This is a genomic window from Serpentinimonas maccroryi (genome assembly GCF_000828915.1).
GTDB classification, from domain to species: domain Bacteria; phylum Pseudomonadota; class Gammaproteobacteria; order Burkholderiales; family Burkholderiaceae_C; genus Serpentinimonas; species Serpentinimonas maccroryi.
The window spans coordinates 1617507-1634065 of sequence record NZ_AP014569.1 but is presented as its reverse complement, the minus strand read 5'-3'; the positions used below and the strand labels follow the sequence as shown (position 1 = coordinate 1634065).

The following is a 16559-nucleotide window of genomic DNA, read 5'->3' as shown; positions in this document are numbered from 1 at the left end:
CGCGATTATGGACGCCCTGCTGATCCTGTTTTTGATTCTGCTCAATGGCGCTTTTGCCATGTCGGAGCTGGCCTTGGCCTCGAGCCGCAAGGCGCGCCTGCTGGCGCTGGCCGAAAGCGGCGACCGCGGCGCCCAGACCGCGCTCAACCTGATGGACAACCCGACCCAGTTTTTGTCCTCGGTGCAGGTGGGCATCACCTCGATCGGCATGCTCAACGGCATCGTGGGCGAGGCCGCGTACAGCGACGACTTGGCCGCCGTCCTGCTCGGCTGGGGCTTGTCCGAGGGCACGGCCAGCGTCACCTCGACGGTGCTGGTGGTCTTGGTCATCACCTTCATCACCATCGTCTTTGGCGAACTGGTGCCCAAGCGCATCGGCCAAATCTACCCCGAAACCGTTTCGCGCTGGATCGCGCGCCCGATGACGCTGGTGGCCCAAGCGACCAAGCCCTTCGTCTGGCTGCTCACTCACACCACCCAGGCCACGCTCAAGCTGCTGCGCATCGACAACGCCGCCGTGCAGCAAGTCACCGAGGCCGAGATCGACGCCAGCCTGCAAGAGGGCGTGGGGGCGGGCATCATCGAGGTCAACGAGCACCAGATGGTGCGCAACGTCTTTTTGCTCGACGACCGGCCACTGACCTCGATCATGGTGCCGCGCCCGGACGTGCTCTGGCTCGACGCGGCCGCGCCGCTGGCCGCAGCGCTCGATGCGGCGCAACGCGGCGGCCATTCGTGGTACCCGGTCTGCCGCGGCGGCCTGCACGAGGTGCTGGGCGTGATCCACCTGCCGCAACTGGTGGCGCTGGCCTTCGCCGAGCTGGGTTTGGGCGCTGGAGGGGGGGGGGATGAAGCCGTTGCGGCGGGTGCGGCTGGTGCGACTGCTGCGGCGCCGCACTGGGCCAGCCAAGCGCGCGCGCCGGTGTTCGTGCCCGAAACCCTGAGCGGCATGGAAATGCTCGAGCAGTTCCGTGCGCGCGCCACCCGCATGGCCTTTGTGGTCGATGAGTATGGCGAGGTGCAGGGCGTGCTCACGCCGCTGGACTTGCTCGAAGCCATCACCGGCGAGCTCTCGCCCGAGACGCCGCTCAAGGCTTGGGCCACGCCGCAGCCGGACGGCTCGTGGCTGGTCGATGGCGCCATGCCGGCGCACGAGCTCAAGGTGCGCCTAGACATCGACGCGCTGCCCGACGAGGACAAAGAGCGTTACAACACCGTCGGCGGCCTGATGCAGACCGTGGCCGGCGAGCTGCTCAACGAGGGCGAAGCGGTGCAGGTGGCCGGCTGGCAATTCACCGTGCAGCGGCTCGATGGGCGCCGCATCGACGAGGTGCGGGTGCGCCGTGTCGTGCAGGTGTCAGCTTCCGGCGCCTGATTGGGTTAGGGTCGGAGCCTCGATCAACGACCCAGGAGACTCCACCCATGACACGCACGGTGCAACAACTGTTCGACCTCAGCGGCCAGACGGCGCTGGTAACCGGGGGCTCGCGCGGCCTCGGGCTGCAAATGGCCCAAGCCCTAGGCGAGGCCGGTGCGCGCGTGCTGCTGGTGGCGCGCAAGCGCGATGAACTCGACGAAGCGGCGCAGCGGCTCCAGGCGCAAGGGGTCGAGGCGCAGTGGATCGTGGCCGACTGCGCCCAGCAGGCCGATCTGCAGCGGCTTGGCGCCGAGGCGCTGCAGCGCCTGGGCGCGGTCGATGTGCTGGTCAACAACGCCGGCGCCGCCTGGGGCGCACCGGCCGAGGAGCACCCGGTCGAGGCCTGGGACAAGGTGATGAACCTCAATGTGCGCGGCTATTTTCTGCTGAGCCAATACCTGGCCCGGCACTGCATGATCGCGCGCCGCCGCGGCAGCATCATCAATCTGGCGTCGATCGCGGGCCTGGGCGGCAACCCGCGCGGCATGAACACCATCGCCTACAACACCTCGAAGGGCGCGGTGCTCAACTTCACCCGCGCGCTGGCGGCCGAGTGGGGCCCGCATGGCATCCGCGTCAACGCCATTTGCCCGGGCTTCTTCCCCAGCCGCATGACGCGCGGCACGCTGGAGGCGCTGGGCGAGGAGCGGCTGGCCGGGCACGCGCCGCTGGGCCGCTTGGGCGACGACGAAGACCTCAAGGGCCTGACCGTGCTGCTGGCGTCGGCCGCGGGCAAGCACATCACGGGCCAGTGGCTGGCGGTCGATGGCGGCGTGAGCGCCGTCGTCGGGGGCTGAAGTGAAACTGGCCCCCACGCTCGCTGCGCTCGCTGCCCCCCCAAGGGGGCGCTTCAGTGGCTTCGGGCGGCCGGGCGCCACTAAGAGGCTGACACGCTCACACGCAACCATCACAAGGAACATTGCCATGACCACCAACACCCGCATCGTGCTCGCTGCGCGCCCGCAAGGCCAAGCCGGCTTGGAGCATTTCAGGCTCGAAACCGTCGCCCTCGAACCCTTGCAAGAGGGTCAGGTGCGGGTGCGGCACCATTACCTGAGCCTCGACCCCTACATGCGCGGGCGCATGAACGAGGGCAAGAGCTACGCCGCGCCGCAGCCGCTCAACGAGGTGATGATCGGCGGCACGGTGGGCGAGGTGATCGAGAGCCGCCACCCGCGCTACACCCCCGGCGACTGGGTGGTCGGCATGGGCGGCTGGCAACAGATCGGCGTGGTCGATGCCAACCAGGTCGGCGCCCTGCACAAGGTCGATCCCACCCACGTGCCCCTGAGCCACTACCTGGGCGCGGTGGGTATGCCGGGCGTAACGGCTTGGTACGGGCTGGTGCGCATCATCGACCCTCAGCCGGGGCAGACGGTGACCGTGAGCGCGGCCAGCGGCGCCGTGGGCAGCGCGGTGGGGGTGCTGGCCAAGGCGCGCGGCTGTCGCGTGGTGGGCATTGCGGGCGGCCCGGACAAATGCGCCTACGTGCGCGAGGAACTCGGCTTTGACGACTGCATCGACCACCGCCGCTACCCCGATTACCTCGCGCTGGCGCAGGCGCTCAAGGCCGCCTGCCCGCAGGGCATCGACGGGCATTTCGAGAACGTGGGTGGGGCCGTGCTCGACGCTGCGCTGCTGCGCAGCAACGCCTTTGCCCGCTTTGCCATCTGCGGCATGATCGCAGGCTACGAAGGCCAGCCGCTGCCGCTGCTGAACCCGGCGCTGATCTTGGTCAATCGCCTGCGCGTGCAGGGCTTCATCGTCAGCGAACAGATGCAAGACTGGCCGCCGGCACTGGCCGAACTTGGGCAACTGGTGGGCAGCGGGCGTTTCCGGCCGCGCGAGACGATCGCCCAAGGCATCGAGTCGGCCCCGGCGGCCTTTCTGGGCCTGCTCAAGGGCCACAACTTTGGCAAGCAGTTGGTGCGGCTGATTTGATGAAGGGCAGGGCAGGGCAAGGCCGTGGGGCCTGGCGCACTGGCTCCACTATACTGCCCAGTCTAGATCCCCCTACCCAGCGCCCCCATGCAACTCGACGAACTTCTGGCGCAAGCCAAGGCACTGCCCAGCATCCCGCGAGTGGTCTCCGAGGTGTCGGCCGAGCTCAACAAAGAGGAGCCCGATGCGCGCCGCATCAGCGAGGCGATCGGCACCGACCCGGCCCTCACCGCCCGGCTGCTCAAGCTGGCGAATTCGGCTTTTTTTGGCCTGTCGCGCGAAATTTTGAGCGTGCAAGAGGCTGTCAACATCCTGGGCTTCACCCAATTGCGCACCACGGTGCAGGCGGTGGCGCTGGGGCACAGTTTCAAGGCCGTGCCCGGCGTCAACCTCGAGCAGTTCTGGCGCTACAGCCTAAACAGCGCCAAAATCTGCCGCACCCTAGCGCGCAGCATGCGACTAAACGAGGGCGCGGCCTTCACCGCCGGCTTGGTGCACGCGGTGGGCGATCTGGTGCTGCACATCGGCCTGCCCGAGGTCATCGCGCGCATCGACTGGAGCGTCTCGCCCTTCGACATGAAACGCGCCGAGGCCGAGCGCGCCGTGTTGGGCTACACCTACGCCGACGTGAGCGCCGCCTTCGCCGCCAAGTGGGATTTTCCCGATTTGATCGTGCGTGCGCTGCAGCACCAGTTGCTGCCCTTTGAGGGCGATGTGTACGAACCGCTGGCCGGCATCGTGCACATGGCGGCATGGCGCGCGCGCGCGCAAGAGATCAACCTCGACCGCGAGGGCCTGGCCGCCACCTTCCCCGAAGTGGTGGCGATTCTGCTCGGGCTCGACCTCGACATGGTGCTCGACAAAGACCCGAGCGAATGGACTTCGGCTGGCGAACTGTCGGCCTTTTTGGGCTGATGAGGCTTGAGCACCCGATGCGACTCGATGAACTGCTGCGCCAACCCCAAAGCCTGCCGGTGGTGCCCGAGCTGGCGGCCAAGCTGATCCAGACCTTCGAGTTCGACGAGGTCGATTTCGACGCTCTGGCGCGCGACATCGAGCACGATCCGGTGCTCACGGCGCGCCTGTTGCGGCAGGCCAATTCCTCCTTTTTTGCCCTGCTAAACCCGGTCGGCACGGTGCGCGAGGCGATTGCGGTGCTGGGGCTCAACAAGGTGCGTGCGCTGGTCATCGCTGCGGCCCTGAATGCCAGCTTTCACGCCGTGAGCGGCATCCACCTCGACAAATTCTGGCATTTCAGCTTTGCCGCCGCCACCGTGGCCCGGCTCCTGTGCACCCCGCGCCGGCTCGATGCCAACCTGGCCTTCACGGCGGCGCTGTTGCACGGCGTGGGCGAGTTGGTGCTGCACATGGGCATGCCCGAGGCCATGGCCAGCCTGAACCGGCGCTTGGACGCGTTTGCGCTCGAGCGCGCCGCAGTCGAGCGGCTGGCGCTGGGCTACAGCTACGCCGAAGCCGGTGCCGCCTTGGCTCAGCACTGGCGCCTGCCGCGCTTGCTGGTGACGGCCATCGCGCAGCACACCGAGCCGTTGGCGCCAGCCGAACAGGAGCCGCTGGCGGCGGTGGTGCACCTGGCCAGCTGGCGCGCGCGCCTGCTGCTGGCGGGCAACCGCGCCAACGAGCTGATCGACCACTACCCGGACGACGTGGGCGAGGCGCTGGGGCTGGACCCGGACCTGCTGGTGGCGCCCGACGTGGCCGGGCTGGACCGCTTGCCGGCGCTCTGATGGCGGCCGGTTTGCAGGCCTTGCGCCTCTACGCCGGCCCGGCGGCGCTGCGTCATCTGCACGCCCAAGGTTTGCAGGCGCGCGACGTGGGCATCGTCGCTGGGGCCGCCGGCGGCCCCAAGGGGCTGATTTTGGGGCCGCTGGACCGCTTCATCTTTGGCCATTGGCTGGCGCAGAGCACGCAGCCCATCGACCTGGTGGGCGCCTCGATCGGGGCCTGGCGCATGGCGACGGCCTGTTTGGACGATTGTGCGGCCGCCTTCGAGCGCTTCGAGCACGGCTACATCCGCCAGCAGTTCGAGCTGCCAGCGGGGCGCAAGCGGCCCACGGCGGCGCACGTGAGCGAGCGTTTTGCACACAACTTGCAGCTGTTCTACGCCGGCCGTGCGCAGCAGGTGCTGGCGCACCCACGCTACCGGCTGCATGTGCTCACGGCCCGCGGCCGCCACCTGCTGCGTCGCGAGGGGCGCTGGCGCACCCCGGCGGGCTATCTGGGCGCTTGGCTGAGCAACGCGCTGCACCGCCCGGCGTTGGGCGCTTGGCTGGAGCGGGTGGTATTTTCGACCCCGGGGGCGGCCTTGCCCTTTGGTCGCACCGACCTGCGCACGCGGCAGGTTTGGCTCGACGAGTGCAACTGGCTGCCCGCGCTGCAAGCCAGTTGCTCGGTGCCGTTTGCCATGCAGGCGGTGCCCGACATCGCCGGCGCGCCCCCGGGCGCCTATTGGGACGGCGGCATCACCGACTACCACCTGCACCTGGACTGGCAGCGTGCGTCCGGCCTGGTGCTGTGCCCGCATTTTCAGCGCCAACTGGTGCCCGGTTGGCTCGACAAGGCGCTCAAGTGGCGCCACCGCAGCACGGCGTTTCTGGACCGCACCCTGGTGCTGGCGCCGGACCCAGATTGGCTGCGCACGCTGCCCGATGGCAAGCTGCCCGATCGCAGCGATTTCGAGCGCTACGGCAGCGACCTGGCGGCGCGCATGCGCGCTTGGAGCGCAGCGGCGGCGGCGAGCCAGCAGCTGGCCGACGAATTCGCCGCCTGGCTGCAGCGGCCCGATCCGTCTGTGGTGCAGCCGCTGTAGCGCCTAGGCTGCGGTTTTACATCGATGCCTCGAGCAGGGCGCGGTAGTCGTCGGGGCTGGCCAAGCGCGGATTGCTTTGGTGGCAGTGGTCGGCCAGGGCGCCTGCGATCACGCGTTCGAACACCTCCGGGCCCACGCCGAGCGCCGCCAGTCCGCTGGGCAGGCCCAAGCGTGCATTGAGGGCGCGGATTGCCGGCCCGACGGCCTGCGGGTCGGTGCCCAAACCCATGGCCTGCGCCATGCGCTCCAACCGACGCTCTTGCTGCACCGCTTCGGCGCTGGCGTTGAAAGCCAGCACGGCGGGCAGAAACACCGCATTCAGGGTGCCGTGGTGCAGCCGCGGCAACACGCCGCCCAGGCTGTGGCTGAGCGAATGCACGCAGCCCAGCCCCTTTTGAAACGCCAGCGCGCCCTGCATGCTGGCGCTCATCATCTGCAGCCGCGCTTGGCGGTCGAGACCGTCGCGGGTGGCGCGCTCGATGTGCGCCCAGCCGCGCGCCAGCCCGTCGAGCGCGATGCCGTCGGCCGGTGGGTTGAAGGCGCTGGCCATGAAGGTTTCCATGCAGTGCGCGATCGCGTCCATGCCGGTGGCGGCGGTGAGCAGCGGCGGCAGGCCGAGCGTGAGTTCGGGGTCGAGGATGGCCGCCTTGGGCAGCAGGTGCCAGCTGTGAAAGCCGAGCTTGCGCCCGTCATCGACGATCAGGATGGCGCCACGGGCCACTTCGCTGCCGGTGCCGGCGGTGGTGGGCACGGCGATCAGGGGTGGCAGCTGGGCGCTGATTTTGGCCGAGCCGCCCTCGATGGTGGCGTAAGCCTTGAGCGGCCCCGGGTGCGCGAGCGCGATCGCCACGCCCTTGGCGCAGTCGATGGCGCTGCCGCCGCCGAGCGCGATCAGGCCGTCGCAGCGCTCCTGTCCATACACCGCCGCGGCGGCGCGCACGGCGGCCTCGGTCGGGTTGCTGGGGGTGGCGTCGAACACCGCGTGCGGCAGGGCAGCGCCGCCTTGGCCCAAGGCCACCACGGCGCGCTCCAGCAGCCCGGCGGCGCGCACCCCGGCGTCGGTGACGATCAGCGGCCGCTGGATGCCCACGCGATCACACTCGCTGGCCAGCAGGCGCAGGGCACCGAGCTCGATCTGGATCTGGGTCAGGTAAAAAATCTGGGCCATGGGGGTGGTCTCCCGGGTGGTGTGGGGGCCCGTCAGCCGCCGATGTAGCTCATTTCGATGCGCTTGCCGGCCTCGGGCGCGCGCGCGGCTGCGGGCAGGCTGGCACGCAGCTCCGAGTAGCGCTCGCGCCGCGGCTGCCAGATCGCGGCGATGGCGTGGGCCAGATCGGCGTCGCTGGCGCCGGTGCGCAGCAGGGCGCGCAGGTCGTAACCTTGGTTGGCAAACAGGCACAGATAGACCTTGCCCTCGGTCGAGAGGCGGGCGCGGTTGCAGTCGCGGCAGAAGGCTTGGGTGACGCTGCTGATGAAGCCCACCTCGCCCAGCGCCGGGTCGTGGCGCCCATCGGGCCCGGCATGGCCCCAGCGTTCGGCGGTCTCGCCGGCGGCGCTGGCCGGCAGCGCCAGCAGCGGCAGCTCGGCCTCGATCAGCTGGCGCGCCTCCGCGCTGGGCAGCACCTCGTCCATCTGCCAGCCGTTGCTGCAGCCCACGTCCATGTATTCGATGAAGCGCAAGGCCAACGGGCGGCCGCGGAAGTGGCGCACCAGCGGCAAAATCTGGTGCTCGTTGGTGCCGCGCTTGACCACGGTGTTGATCTTGATCGGCCCCAGCCCGACGGCCTCGGCGGCATCGATCCCGGCCAGCACCTCGGCGACCGGAAAATCGGCGTCGTTCATGCGCCTGAACACCGCGTCGTCGAGCGCATCGAGGCTGATGGTGATGCGGCTCAGCCCGGCGGCTTTAAGGCTGCGTGCCTTGCGCTGCAGCAAGCTGGCGTTGGTGGTCAGGGTGAGGTCGAGCGGCAGGCCCTCGGGGGTGCGCAGTTGCGCCAGTTGCTCGATCAGGGTTTCGACGTTTTTGCGCAGCAGCGGCTCGCCGCCGGTCAGGCGCAGCTTGCGCACCCCGTGCGCCACAAAGAGCCGCGCCAACCGCGTGATCTCCTCGAAGCTGAGCAGATCGGCGTGCGGCAAAAAAGCGTGGTGGCGGTCGAAGGTTTCGCGCGGCATGCAGTAGCTGCAGCGAAAGTTGCAGCGGTCGGTGACGCTGATGCGCAAGTCGCGCAGCGGCCGCCCCAAGGCGTCGAGCAATACGCCACTGGGTGGCGTGCAGCGCCCGCTCGCCGGCCCCGTCGGCACTGCAAGGCCGGGGTTGAAGGCGTTGACCAAGGGGATGATGCGCTCTGCCATATTTCGTAAGCTTATACCAACTGGCGGCAGCAGGTGGGCGCCGCGGTGCATTCAGCCAGTTCCAGTCAGTTTGGCGCAGGTAAAATCGGTTTCAATTCTTGGCCCATCTTCAACCACAGGCTGTACATCCATGTCACTCGACCACGTTACCCCCGGCAACAAGGCCCCCGCAGTGTTCAACGTCATCATCGAAATCTCGATGAACGGCGACCCGATCAAATACGAGGTCGACAAAGCCTCGGGCTGCATTTTTGTCGATCGCTTCATGAACACCGCCATGCACTACCCGACCAACTACGGTTACGTGCCCAAGACCATCTCGGGCGACGGCGACCCAGTCGATGTGCTGGTCATCACCCCGGTGCCGCTGCCGCCCGGGGTGGTGGTGCCGTGCCGCGCGCTGGGTATCCTCAAGATGGAGGACGAAGGCGGCGTCGATGGCAAGGTGCTGGCGGTGCCGACCGAAAAAATCCTGCCCCTGTACTCTCAGTGGCAGAGCCTGTCGGATCTGAACCCGATCAGCCTCAAGCAGATCGAGCACTTTTTTGAGCACTACAAAGACCTCGACCCCGGCAAGTGGGTCAAGGTGCTGGGCTGGGACGGGATCGAGGCCGCGCACCAAGAAATCCGCGACGGCATCGCCGCCTACGAAAAAGAGCGGCAGGGCTGATCAGCTGATCGGCTGAGAGGCTGAGGCCGCACACTGAATACTGCCGTGGCCGCTGCCTTGCCCACCGATCTGCCTATCGCTTTGGCTACCGATCTGCCGAGCCACCCGGGCGCGGCCACGCTGACGCTCTGTGTGGCGCAGCTCAACGTCGTCGTCGGCGACTTGGCGGGCAACGTGCGCCAGATCGCGGCGGCGGCGCAGGCGGCGCACGCCCAAGGTGCGCAGCTGCTGCTCACCCCCGAGCTGGCGCTGTGCGGCTACCCCGCCGAAGACCTGCTGCTGCGGCCGGCCTTCGTGGCCGACTGCGAGGCCGCGCTGCAGGAGCTGGCGCGCCTGAGCGCCAGTTGGCCGGGGCTGCACCTGGTGGTGGGGCACCCGGCGGCGCTGGCGTCTGCAGTGGGTGCCGGTGCTGGCGTTGAGGCAGGCGTTGAGGCAGGCAAATGGGCCGGTCCAGCAAATGGCCCTACCGACAGCCCGACGGCCAACCACATCGACCCACCCCCTGCCAGCGGCCACGGCCGCACACGCTGCCTCAACGCCGCCTCGGTGCTGGCGCACGGGCGCGTGCTGCTGCGCTACGCCAAACGCGAGCTGCCCAACTACCAGGTGTTCGACGAGCAGCGCACCTTCGTGCCGGGCCAGGGCGTGGGCGTGTTCGATCTGGCTGGCAGCGCCGGGCAGCGGCTGCGCTTGGGGCTGCTGATCTGCGAAGACGCTTGGTATCCCGAACCTGCCGCGCAGTCCCAGGCCGCTGGCGCCGAGCTGCTGCTGGTGCTCAATGCCTCGCCCTTTCACTGGGGCAAGGGCGCGCAGCGCGAGCAGGTGATGCGCCAGCGCGTGGCCGAGACCGGCTTGCCGCTGGTCTATGCGCACCTGGTGGGGGCGCAAGACGAGGTGGTGTTTGAGGGCCGCAGCTTCGCCCTTGGGTACGACGGCCGCTTGGCCGCGCGCGCCGCCAGTTTCGTGCCCGAGCTGTTGCGCATCGACCTGTGGGCAAGCGACGCTGCGCCCACACCCACACCCAGCGTCAGCGCCCCATCCCCATCCCCATCCCCATCCCAAGCTATCGCCGCCAACGCTGCGCTGCCCCAGCCGTGGCGCCTAAGCGGCCCGGTGGCCCCCGTGCCCGAGCCGCTGGCCGAGCTCTGGCAGGCGCTGGTGCTGGGCTTGCGCGACTACGTGGACAAAAACGGCTTTCCGGGGGCGCTGTTGGGCCTCTCGGGCGGCATCGATTCGGCGCTGGTGTTGGCGCTGGCGGTCGATGCCTTGGGGGCTGCGCGCGTGCGCACGCTCATGCTGCCCTCGCCCTACAGCGCCGACATTTCGCTCATCGACGCGCGCGATATGGCCGCGCGCCTGGGCGTGCGCCACGAGGAACTGTCGATCCAGCCGGTGTTCGAGGCGCTGCTGCACACGCTCGAGCCCCTGTTCGAGGGCCGTGCCCCCGACCTCACCGAAGAAAACCTGCAGGCGCGCATCCGCGGCATGTTGCTCATGGCGCTGTCCAACAAGTTCGGCGCCATCGTGCTCACCACCGGCAACAAGAGCGAGCTCGCCACCGGCTACTGCACCCTCTACGGCGACATGGCCGGCGGTTTTGCCGTGCTCAAAGACGTGCCCAAAACCCGGGTGTTCGAGCTGGCGCGCTGGCGCAACGCCCACGACCCCTTCGGCCGCGGCGCCAACCCGATCCCCGAGCGCATCATCACCCGGCCCCCGAGCGCCGAGCTGCGCCCGAACCAAACCGACCAAGACAGCCTGCCGCCCTATGAAGTGCTCGACGCCATCGTCGAGCGCTACGTCGAGCAAGAGCAGAGCGCGGCCCAGATCGTCGCTGCTGGCCTGCCCGCTGCAGCGGTGGAGCAGGTGCTGCGGCTGCTGCGCCTGAGCGAATACAAGCGCCGCCAAGGCCCGCTGGGTACGCGTGTGACGCCGCGCAGCTTTGGCAAAGACTGGCGCTACCCCAACACCAATCGCTACCGCGGCTGAACGCCGCCGAGCGCCGTTCGCCGTTGTGCGCTGTCGCTAGGCCCTTGGTCTGCTGGGGCAGTGGGACAAGGGTTGTGTGCACGCCGATCACGCCAAGCCGCGCACTGCGGCACTACAATGCAAAGTTGTAGCCAGAGCCCTTTGCAACCGATTTTTGTAGCCCACCATGAAACAAATCACCGCTGTCATCAAACCCTTCAAGCTCGAAGAAGTGCGCGAGGCCCTGGCCGAGCAGGGCGTGACCGGCTTGACGGTGACCGAGGTCAAAGGCTTTGGGCGCCAAAAGGGCCACACCGAGCTCTACCGCGGCGCCGAGTACGTGGTCGATTTCCTGCCCAAGGTGCGCATCGACGTGGTGCTCAAGTCCGAAGACGTGGAGCGCTGCGTCGATGCCATCATCCGCGCCGCCCGCACCGGCAAAATCGGCGATGGCAAAATCTTTGTCAGCCCGGTCGAGCGCGTGGTGCGCATCCGCACCGGCGAGCAGGACGAAACCGCGATTTGAGCTTGCAGCAGCTGCACCAGCCGCGCCAGCGCCCACAGGGCTTGGGGCCGCTCGGGGTGCTGCGTCTTGCTGCATTTTCATTGCTGGCAATGCTGGCGCTGGCCTTGGCTGCATGCGAGCGTCCGCATACCGGGGCGCCGGTGGCTGTGCCTGCAGTCGCACCCGCACCCGCACCCGCACCCACGCTCGCGCCCACACATCCCCCCGCAGCCCACATTCCCAGCGAGGCTGCGCCCATACCCCCTACGCCCATGCAGCGCGCGCACTTCGCTTGCGCCGACGGGCTGCGCGTCGAGTGGCGCTACTTTCCGTTGCAAGGGGTGGCGGTGCTGGTGCGCGCCGGGCGCAACCACGAACTGCACCCGCCGCCGGGCGGCTCGGCGGGCGTATTCGCGCAGCCGGGCCTAGAGGTGCAGCTGGGTGCTGAAAGTCTGCGCATCCACCTAGGCGCTGGCCCGAGCATCGACTGCCAGCGCGTTGCTGCGTCTTGAGCTTTGAAGGTTTTTGCGGTCAGGCTGCGGCAAGCTTGCGCTCGCTGGCTGGATGCTGGGGGTTTTAGCCCCTCAGATCTGCTCGAGCCGATCGGGCGGGGCGAAGCCGGCGTTTTGCACCAGCGCGGGCAGCAGGGTGTCGATGCTGGAGGAGATCTGGATCAGGTCGAGCTGCCAGTTATCCATAAAACCGGCTTGGGCCGACTGGCCCAGCGCGCCCAAGAGCGCGTCGTAGTAGCCGCCGACGTTGAGCACCCCGATGGGCTTGTCGTGGTAGCCGAGCTGGCGCCAGCTCCAGACTTCGAACCATTCTTCGAGCGTGCCGATGCCGCCGGGCATGATCAAAAAAGCGTCGGCGCGTTCGGCCATGAGCTGCTTGCGCCGGTGCATCGAGGGCACGACGTGCAGTTCGGTGCAGTCGCGCTTGGCGTGCTCTTTGATTTCGAGGCTTTGCGGGATCACGCCCACCACTTGGGCGCCGGCCTCAAGGGCGGCGTCGGCCAGTAGACCCATGAGGCCGTTGCTGCCGCCGCCATACACCAGCTGGCCGCGGTGGCGGCCGATCCACTGCCCCACGGCTTGCGCGGCTTGGGCGTGCAGCGGGTCGGTGCCGCTGCGCGAGCCGCAAAACACGCAGAGGCTAAACGTGGGCGCCAGCGGCGCGGCTGGGGTGGCCGGGGAGGGGTGTGGGCTGTTCATGGCCGTTATTCTGGCATGGCTGGGCGCCACGGCGGTGCCCGCTGGGTTGTGGCTTTTTAGCCGGCAATGAAGCGCGCGTGCAGCGCCCCCAGCCACACGCCGCCACACAGCAGCAGGCTGAGCAGCACGGCGGCGCTGCCCATGTCTTTGGCGCGTTTGGACAGGTGGTGCCATTGCGGCCCGATGCGGTCGATGGCGGTCTCGATGCCGGTATTGAGCAGCTCGACGATCATCACCAGCAGCACCGTGCCCACCAGCAGCCCAACCTCGAACCAGTTTTGACCGACCCAGAAGGCCGCTGGCACCATGACCAGCGCCGCCAGCGATTCTTGGCGAAAGGCCGATTCGTCCCAGGCGGCGCGCAAGCCCATGAGCGAGTAGCCCATTGCGTTCCAGAGCCGCAGGATGCCGCGGCGTTTTTGTTGCGTGACGGGGTCGAGGTGCGGCAGGGTGGGGTCGGGCATGGGGGTAGGGCAGGGGCTTAGGGCGTGTCGGCGGGGGGTGGGGCGTGGATCAGTTGCGTGCCCGCCCAGGCGTCGTGCCAAAACTGGCGCTGCGGGTGCAGCCGCGCCAGCAGCGCGTACAGCGGCACCCAAAGCAACATCATCCACAAAATCCATGACGCATGCAGCTGCAACAAGGAGCCCAGCAGCATCGGGGGCGCAAACCAAATCCAGCTCAGCACGTAGCGCCACAGCGCGTGCGCCAGCCGCAGCGGTCGCCCAGCGTGGTCAACGACGCGGATGTGCCAAGTTTTCATGGCCAGCGTCTGCCCCTTGTGCCAAAACCAAGCGAAGTACAAGCCCGCCACCACGAACAAAAAGCCTTGCAACTCGTGGCGGTTTTGCATCGGCTCGCGGCTGTCGGTGAGCACGCCAAAGGCCAGCGCGGCAATGAAGATCACGCCAAACATCAGCGTGCCCTCGTACAGCCAGCAGGCCATGCGCCGGCGCAGCGAAGGAGTAGCGGGCGCAGCAAGGGGGGTGGCAGGCTGTGCGGGCGCGGCAGAGGCGGCAGGGCGGTTTTTGCTCATGGGCAAGGCAGGCAGGTGGCAGGGTGGCGTGGTCAGCGTGGGCAGCGTTTTGGCGCGCATTGTCGCACCCAGCGCGCAGTGCCGGTGTTGCAGGGCAACAAAGCCCAAAGATCGTGCCATAATGAACGCTTAACCCAATTCAATCCGGCAAACGGGTCAAGGTTGCGCGGCGTCAAGCCGCCATGGCTTTGGCCTCAAGTCTCGCAGCGGCTCCACAAGGGCTGGCTCAGAGGCACCCAAGGTTTTTCGTCAGAGAAATACCCGAAAGGTTCATCATCATGGAAATCAAAACATCCGCATCCGCCCCCGCATCCAGCGCGGGCCACCCCAGCACGCCTGAAGAGCTCATGGGGGGCGAAATCCTCGTGCGCGCCCTGCAGGCCGAAAACGTGCGCTACCTCTGGGGCTACCCTGGCGGCGCGGTGCTCTACATCTACGACGCGCTCTACAAACAAGACACCATCCAGCACGTGCTGGTGCGCCACGAGCAGGCTGCGGTGCACGCCGCCGACGGCTACGCCCGCGCCACCGGCGACGTGGGCGTGGCGCTGGTCACCTCGGGGCCGGGCGTGACCAATGCCGTCACCGGCATCGCCACCGCCTACATGGACAGCATCCCGATGGTGATCATCACCGGTCAGGTGCCCACGGCGGCGATCGGGCTCGACGCCTTCCAAGAGTGCGACACCGTGGGCATCACGCGCCCGATCGTCAAGCACAATTTTTTGGTCAAAGACGTGCGCGATCTGGCGCTCACGCTCAAAAAAGCCTTCCACATCGCCCGCAGCGGCCGCCCGGGCCCGGTGGTGGTCGATATCCCCAAAGACGTGTCGTTCAAGAAAACCGCTTGGAACGGCTACCCAGAATCGGTCACGATGCGCTCCTACAACCCGGTGCGCAAGGGCCACGGCGGCCAGATCCGCAAGGCGCTGCAGCTGCTGCTGACGGCCAAGCGGCCCTACATCTACACCGGTGGCGGCGTGCTGCTGAGCAACGCCGTGCCCGAGCTGCGCACCATGTGCGATCTGCTGGGCTTCCCGGTCACCAACACCCTGATGGGGCTGGGGGCGTTTCCGGCCACCGACCGGCGCTTTTTGGGCATGCTCGGCATGCACGGCACGCTCGAGGCCAACAACACCATGCAAAACTGCGACGTGCTGCTGGCGGTGGGCGCGCGCTTTGACGACCGGGTGATCGGCAACCCCAAGCACTTTGCGCAAAACGAGCGCAAGATCATCCACATCGACATCGACCCCTCGAGCATCTCCAAGCGCGTCAAGGTCGATGTGCCGATCGTGGGCGACGTGCGCGAGGTGCTGACCGAGCTCATCGCCATGCTGCAAGAAAGCCCGCTGCGCCCCGACGGCCGCGCGCTGGCCGACTGGTGGCAGACCATCGAGGGCTGGCGCAGCCGCGACTGCCTGAAGTACGACGACAGCAACCCGGACGTGATCAAGCCGCAGCGCGTGATCGAAACCCTCTGGAACCTGACCCGCGACGCCGACGCCTACGTCACCTCCGACGTCGGGCAGCACCAGATGTGGGCGGCGCAGTACTACAAGTTTGACCGCCCGCGGCGCTGGATCAACTCCGGCGGCCTGGGCACCATGGGCGTGGGCATCCCCTACGCCATGGGCATCAAGCTGGCGCGGCCCGAGAGCGAGGTGTTTTGCGTCACCGGTGAAGGCTCGGTGCAGATGTGCATCCAAGAGCTGTCCACCTGCTTGCAGTACGAAACGCCGATCAAAATTTTGTCGCTCAACAACCGCTACCTGGGCATGGTGCGCCAGTGGCAAGAGATCGAATACTCGGGCCGCTACAGCCACAGCTACATGGACGCGCTGCCCAACTTCGTCAAGCTGGCCGAGGCCTACGGCCACGTCGGCATGCTGATCGAGCGCCCGCAAGACGTGGAGCCGGCGCTGCGCGAGGCGCGCGCGCTCAAGGACCGCACGGTGTTCATGGACTTTCGCACCGACCCGACTGAAAACGTGTTCCCGATGGTCAAGGCCGGCAAGGGCATCACCGAAATGCTGCTCGGCAGCGAAGACCTTTGAAGCCCGGAACTGGAGTGCAGAGCATGAAACACATCATTTCCGTTCTACTGGAAAACGAAGCCGGCGCGCTGTCGCGGGTGGTGGGGCTGTTTTCGGCGCGCGGCTACAACATCGAGTCGCTCACCGTGGCCCCGACCGAAGACGCATCGCTGTCGCGCATGACGATCCAGACCGCCGGTTCCGACGAAGTGATCGAGCAGATCACCAAACACCTCAACCGCCTGATCGAAGTGGTCAAGGTGGTGGACCTGACCGAAGGCGCCTACACCGAGCGCGAACTGATGCTGGTCAAGGTGCGCGCGGTGGGCAAGGAGCGCGAGGAGATGAAGCGCATGGCCGACATCTTCCGCGGCCGCATCATCGATGTCACCGACAAGAGCTACACCATCGAGCTCACCGGTGACCAAGGCAAGAACGACGCCTTCTTGCAGGCGCTCGAGCGCAGCGCGATCCTCGAGACCGTGCGCACCGGCCCCAGCGGCATCGGCCGCGGCGAACGCATTTTGCGGGTCTGAACAGCCCGCTCCAACCCTGTATCACCCCGTATCATCAACCCCCTTTTCATTTGGAGCCTCGAG

Annotated in this window: 17 protein-coding genes; 12 read left to right on the top strand and 5 right to left on the bottom strand. The window is 67.6% G+C overall.

From position 1 onward, the window contains the following. Positions 1–7: 7 nt before the first annotated feature. From SMCB_RS07500 to SMCB_RS07475, 6 genes are all read left to right on the top strand, one after another. Complete coding sequence (locus SMCB_RS07500; protein WP_045535996.1) at positions 8–1375, top strand: hemolysin family protein; 1368 nt, start codon at positions 8–10, stop codon at positions 1373–1375. Between the two features lie 47 nt (positions 1376–1422). Next, entirely contained in the window at positions 1423–2214 is a 792-nt protein-coding gene (locus tag SMCB_RS07495; protein ID WP_045535994.1) for an SDR family oxidoreductase, read from the top strand. Between the two features lie 127 nt (positions 2215–2341). Further along, on the top strand, positions 2342–3358 hold the full coding sequence (locus SMCB_RS07490) for an NADP-dependent oxidoreductase (protein WP_045535992.1): 1017 nt from the start codon (positions 2342–2344) through the stop codon (positions 3356–3358). Positions 3359–3445: 87 nt separating this feature from the next. Further along, positions 3446–4273, top strand: coding sequence for an HDOD domain-containing protein (locus tag SMCB_RS07485; RefSeq protein WP_045535991.1), 828 nt, complete (start codon positions 3446–3448; stop codon positions 4271–4273). A gap of 17 nt (positions 4274–4290) precedes the next feature. Then, entirely contained in the window at positions 4291–5103 is an 813-nt protein-coding gene (locus SMCB_RS07480) for an HDOD domain-containing protein (protein ID WP_045535989.1), read from the top strand. 11 nt (positions 5104–5114) lie between these two features. Beyond that, the gene (locus tag SMCB_RS07475) at positions 5115–6185 is read left to right on the top strand and encodes a phospholipase (RefSeq protein WP_045537829.1); all 1071 of its coding nucleotides are present in this window, start codon (positions 5115–5117) and stop codon (positions 6183–6185) included. Positions 6186–6201: 16 nt separating this feature from the next. Here SMCB_RS07475 and SMCB_RS07470 read toward each other — a convergent pair whose 3' ends face one another. Together SMCB_RS07470 and moaA are read right to left on the bottom strand one after the other, a co-directional pair. Continuing rightward, positions 6202–7353, bottom strand: coding sequence for an iron-containing alcohol dehydrogenase (locus tag SMCB_RS07470; protein WP_045535987.1), 1152 nt, complete (start codon positions 7351–7353; stop codon positions 6202–6204). Positions 7354–7385: 32 nt separating this feature from the next. Next, positions 7386–8537, bottom strand: coding sequence for a GTP 3',8-cyclase MoaA (gene moaA / locus SMCB_RS07465; protein WP_045535985.1), 1152 nt, complete (start codon positions 8535–8537; stop codon positions 7386–7388). Positions 8538–8667: 130 nt separating this feature from the next. On the opposite strand from moaA, the gene ppa reads away from it, so the two are divergent. The 4 genes from ppa to SMCB_RS07440 all read left to right on the top strand — a co-directional run bounded on the left by ppa (position 8668) and on the right by SMCB_RS07440 (position 12192). Continuing rightward, positions 8668–9207, top strand: a complete 540-nt coding sequence (gene ppa, locus SMCB_RS07460) for an inorganic diphosphatase (protein WP_045535983.1) — start codon at positions 8668–8670, stop codon at positions 9205–9207. Between the two features lie 93 nt (positions 9208–9300). Beyond that, positions 9301–11196, top strand: coding sequence for an NAD+ synthase (locus tag SMCB_RS07450; RefSeq protein ID WP_052468574.1), 1896 nt, complete (start codon positions 9301–9303; stop codon positions 11194–11196). Positions 11197–11362: 166 nt separating this feature from the next. Then, positions 11363–11701, top strand: a complete 339-nt coding sequence (locus SMCB_RS07445) for a P-II family nitrogen regulator (protein ID WP_045535980.1) — start codon at positions 11363–11365, stop codon at positions 11699–11701. A 251-nt stretch (positions 11702–11952) separates the two neighbouring features. Beyond that, positions 11953–12192, top strand: coding sequence for a hypothetical protein (locus tag SMCB_RS07440; protein ID WP_045535979.1), 240 nt, complete (start codon positions 11953–11955; stop codon positions 12190–12192). Between the two features lie 72 nt (positions 12193–12264). Here SMCB_RS07440 and SMCB_RS07435 read toward each other — a convergent pair whose 3' ends face one another. The 3 genes from SMCB_RS07435 to SMCB_RS07425 are packed head-to-tail and all read right to left on the bottom strand — an operon-like array spanning position 12265 to position 13924. Continuing rightward, entirely contained in the window at positions 12265–12891 is a 627-nt protein-coding gene (locus SMCB_RS07435) for an LOG family protein (protein WP_045535978.1), read from the bottom strand. Positions 12892–12947: 56 nt separating this feature from the next. Beyond that, positions 12948–13355 carry a diacylglycerol kinase gene (locus tag SMCB_RS07430; protein ID WP_045535977.1) on the bottom strand — a complete coding sequence of 136 codons (408 nt, stop codon included), beginning with the start codon at positions 13353–13355 and terminating at the stop codon, positions 12948–12950. A 17-nt stretch (positions 13356–13372) separates the two neighbouring features. After that, a complete protein-coding gene (locus SMCB_RS07425) occupies positions 13373–13924 on the bottom strand; it encodes an RDD family protein (RefSeq protein ID WP_045537827.1) in 552 nt (183 codons plus the stop codon). 278 nt (positions 13925–14202) lie between these two features. Here SMCB_RS07425 and SMCB_RS07420 point away from each other — a divergent pair, with 278 nt between their 5' ends. Both SMCB_RS07420 and ilvN read left to right on the top strand, forming a co-directional pair. Next, positions 14203–15981: an acetolactate synthase 3 catalytic subunit gene (locus SMCB_RS07420; RefSeq protein ID WP_045535976.1), complete on the top strand. Its 1779-nt coding sequence runs from the start codon at positions 14203–14205 to the stop codon at positions 15979–15981. A gap of 23 nt (positions 15982–16004) precedes the next feature. Beyond that, positions 16005–16496 (top strand): acetolactate synthase small subunit, encoded by a 492-nt coding sequence (gene ilvN / locus SMCB_RS07415; protein ID WP_045535975.1) that lies wholly within the window; start codon positions 16005–16007, stop codon positions 16494–16496. Positions 16497–16559 lie beyond the last annotated feature (63 nt).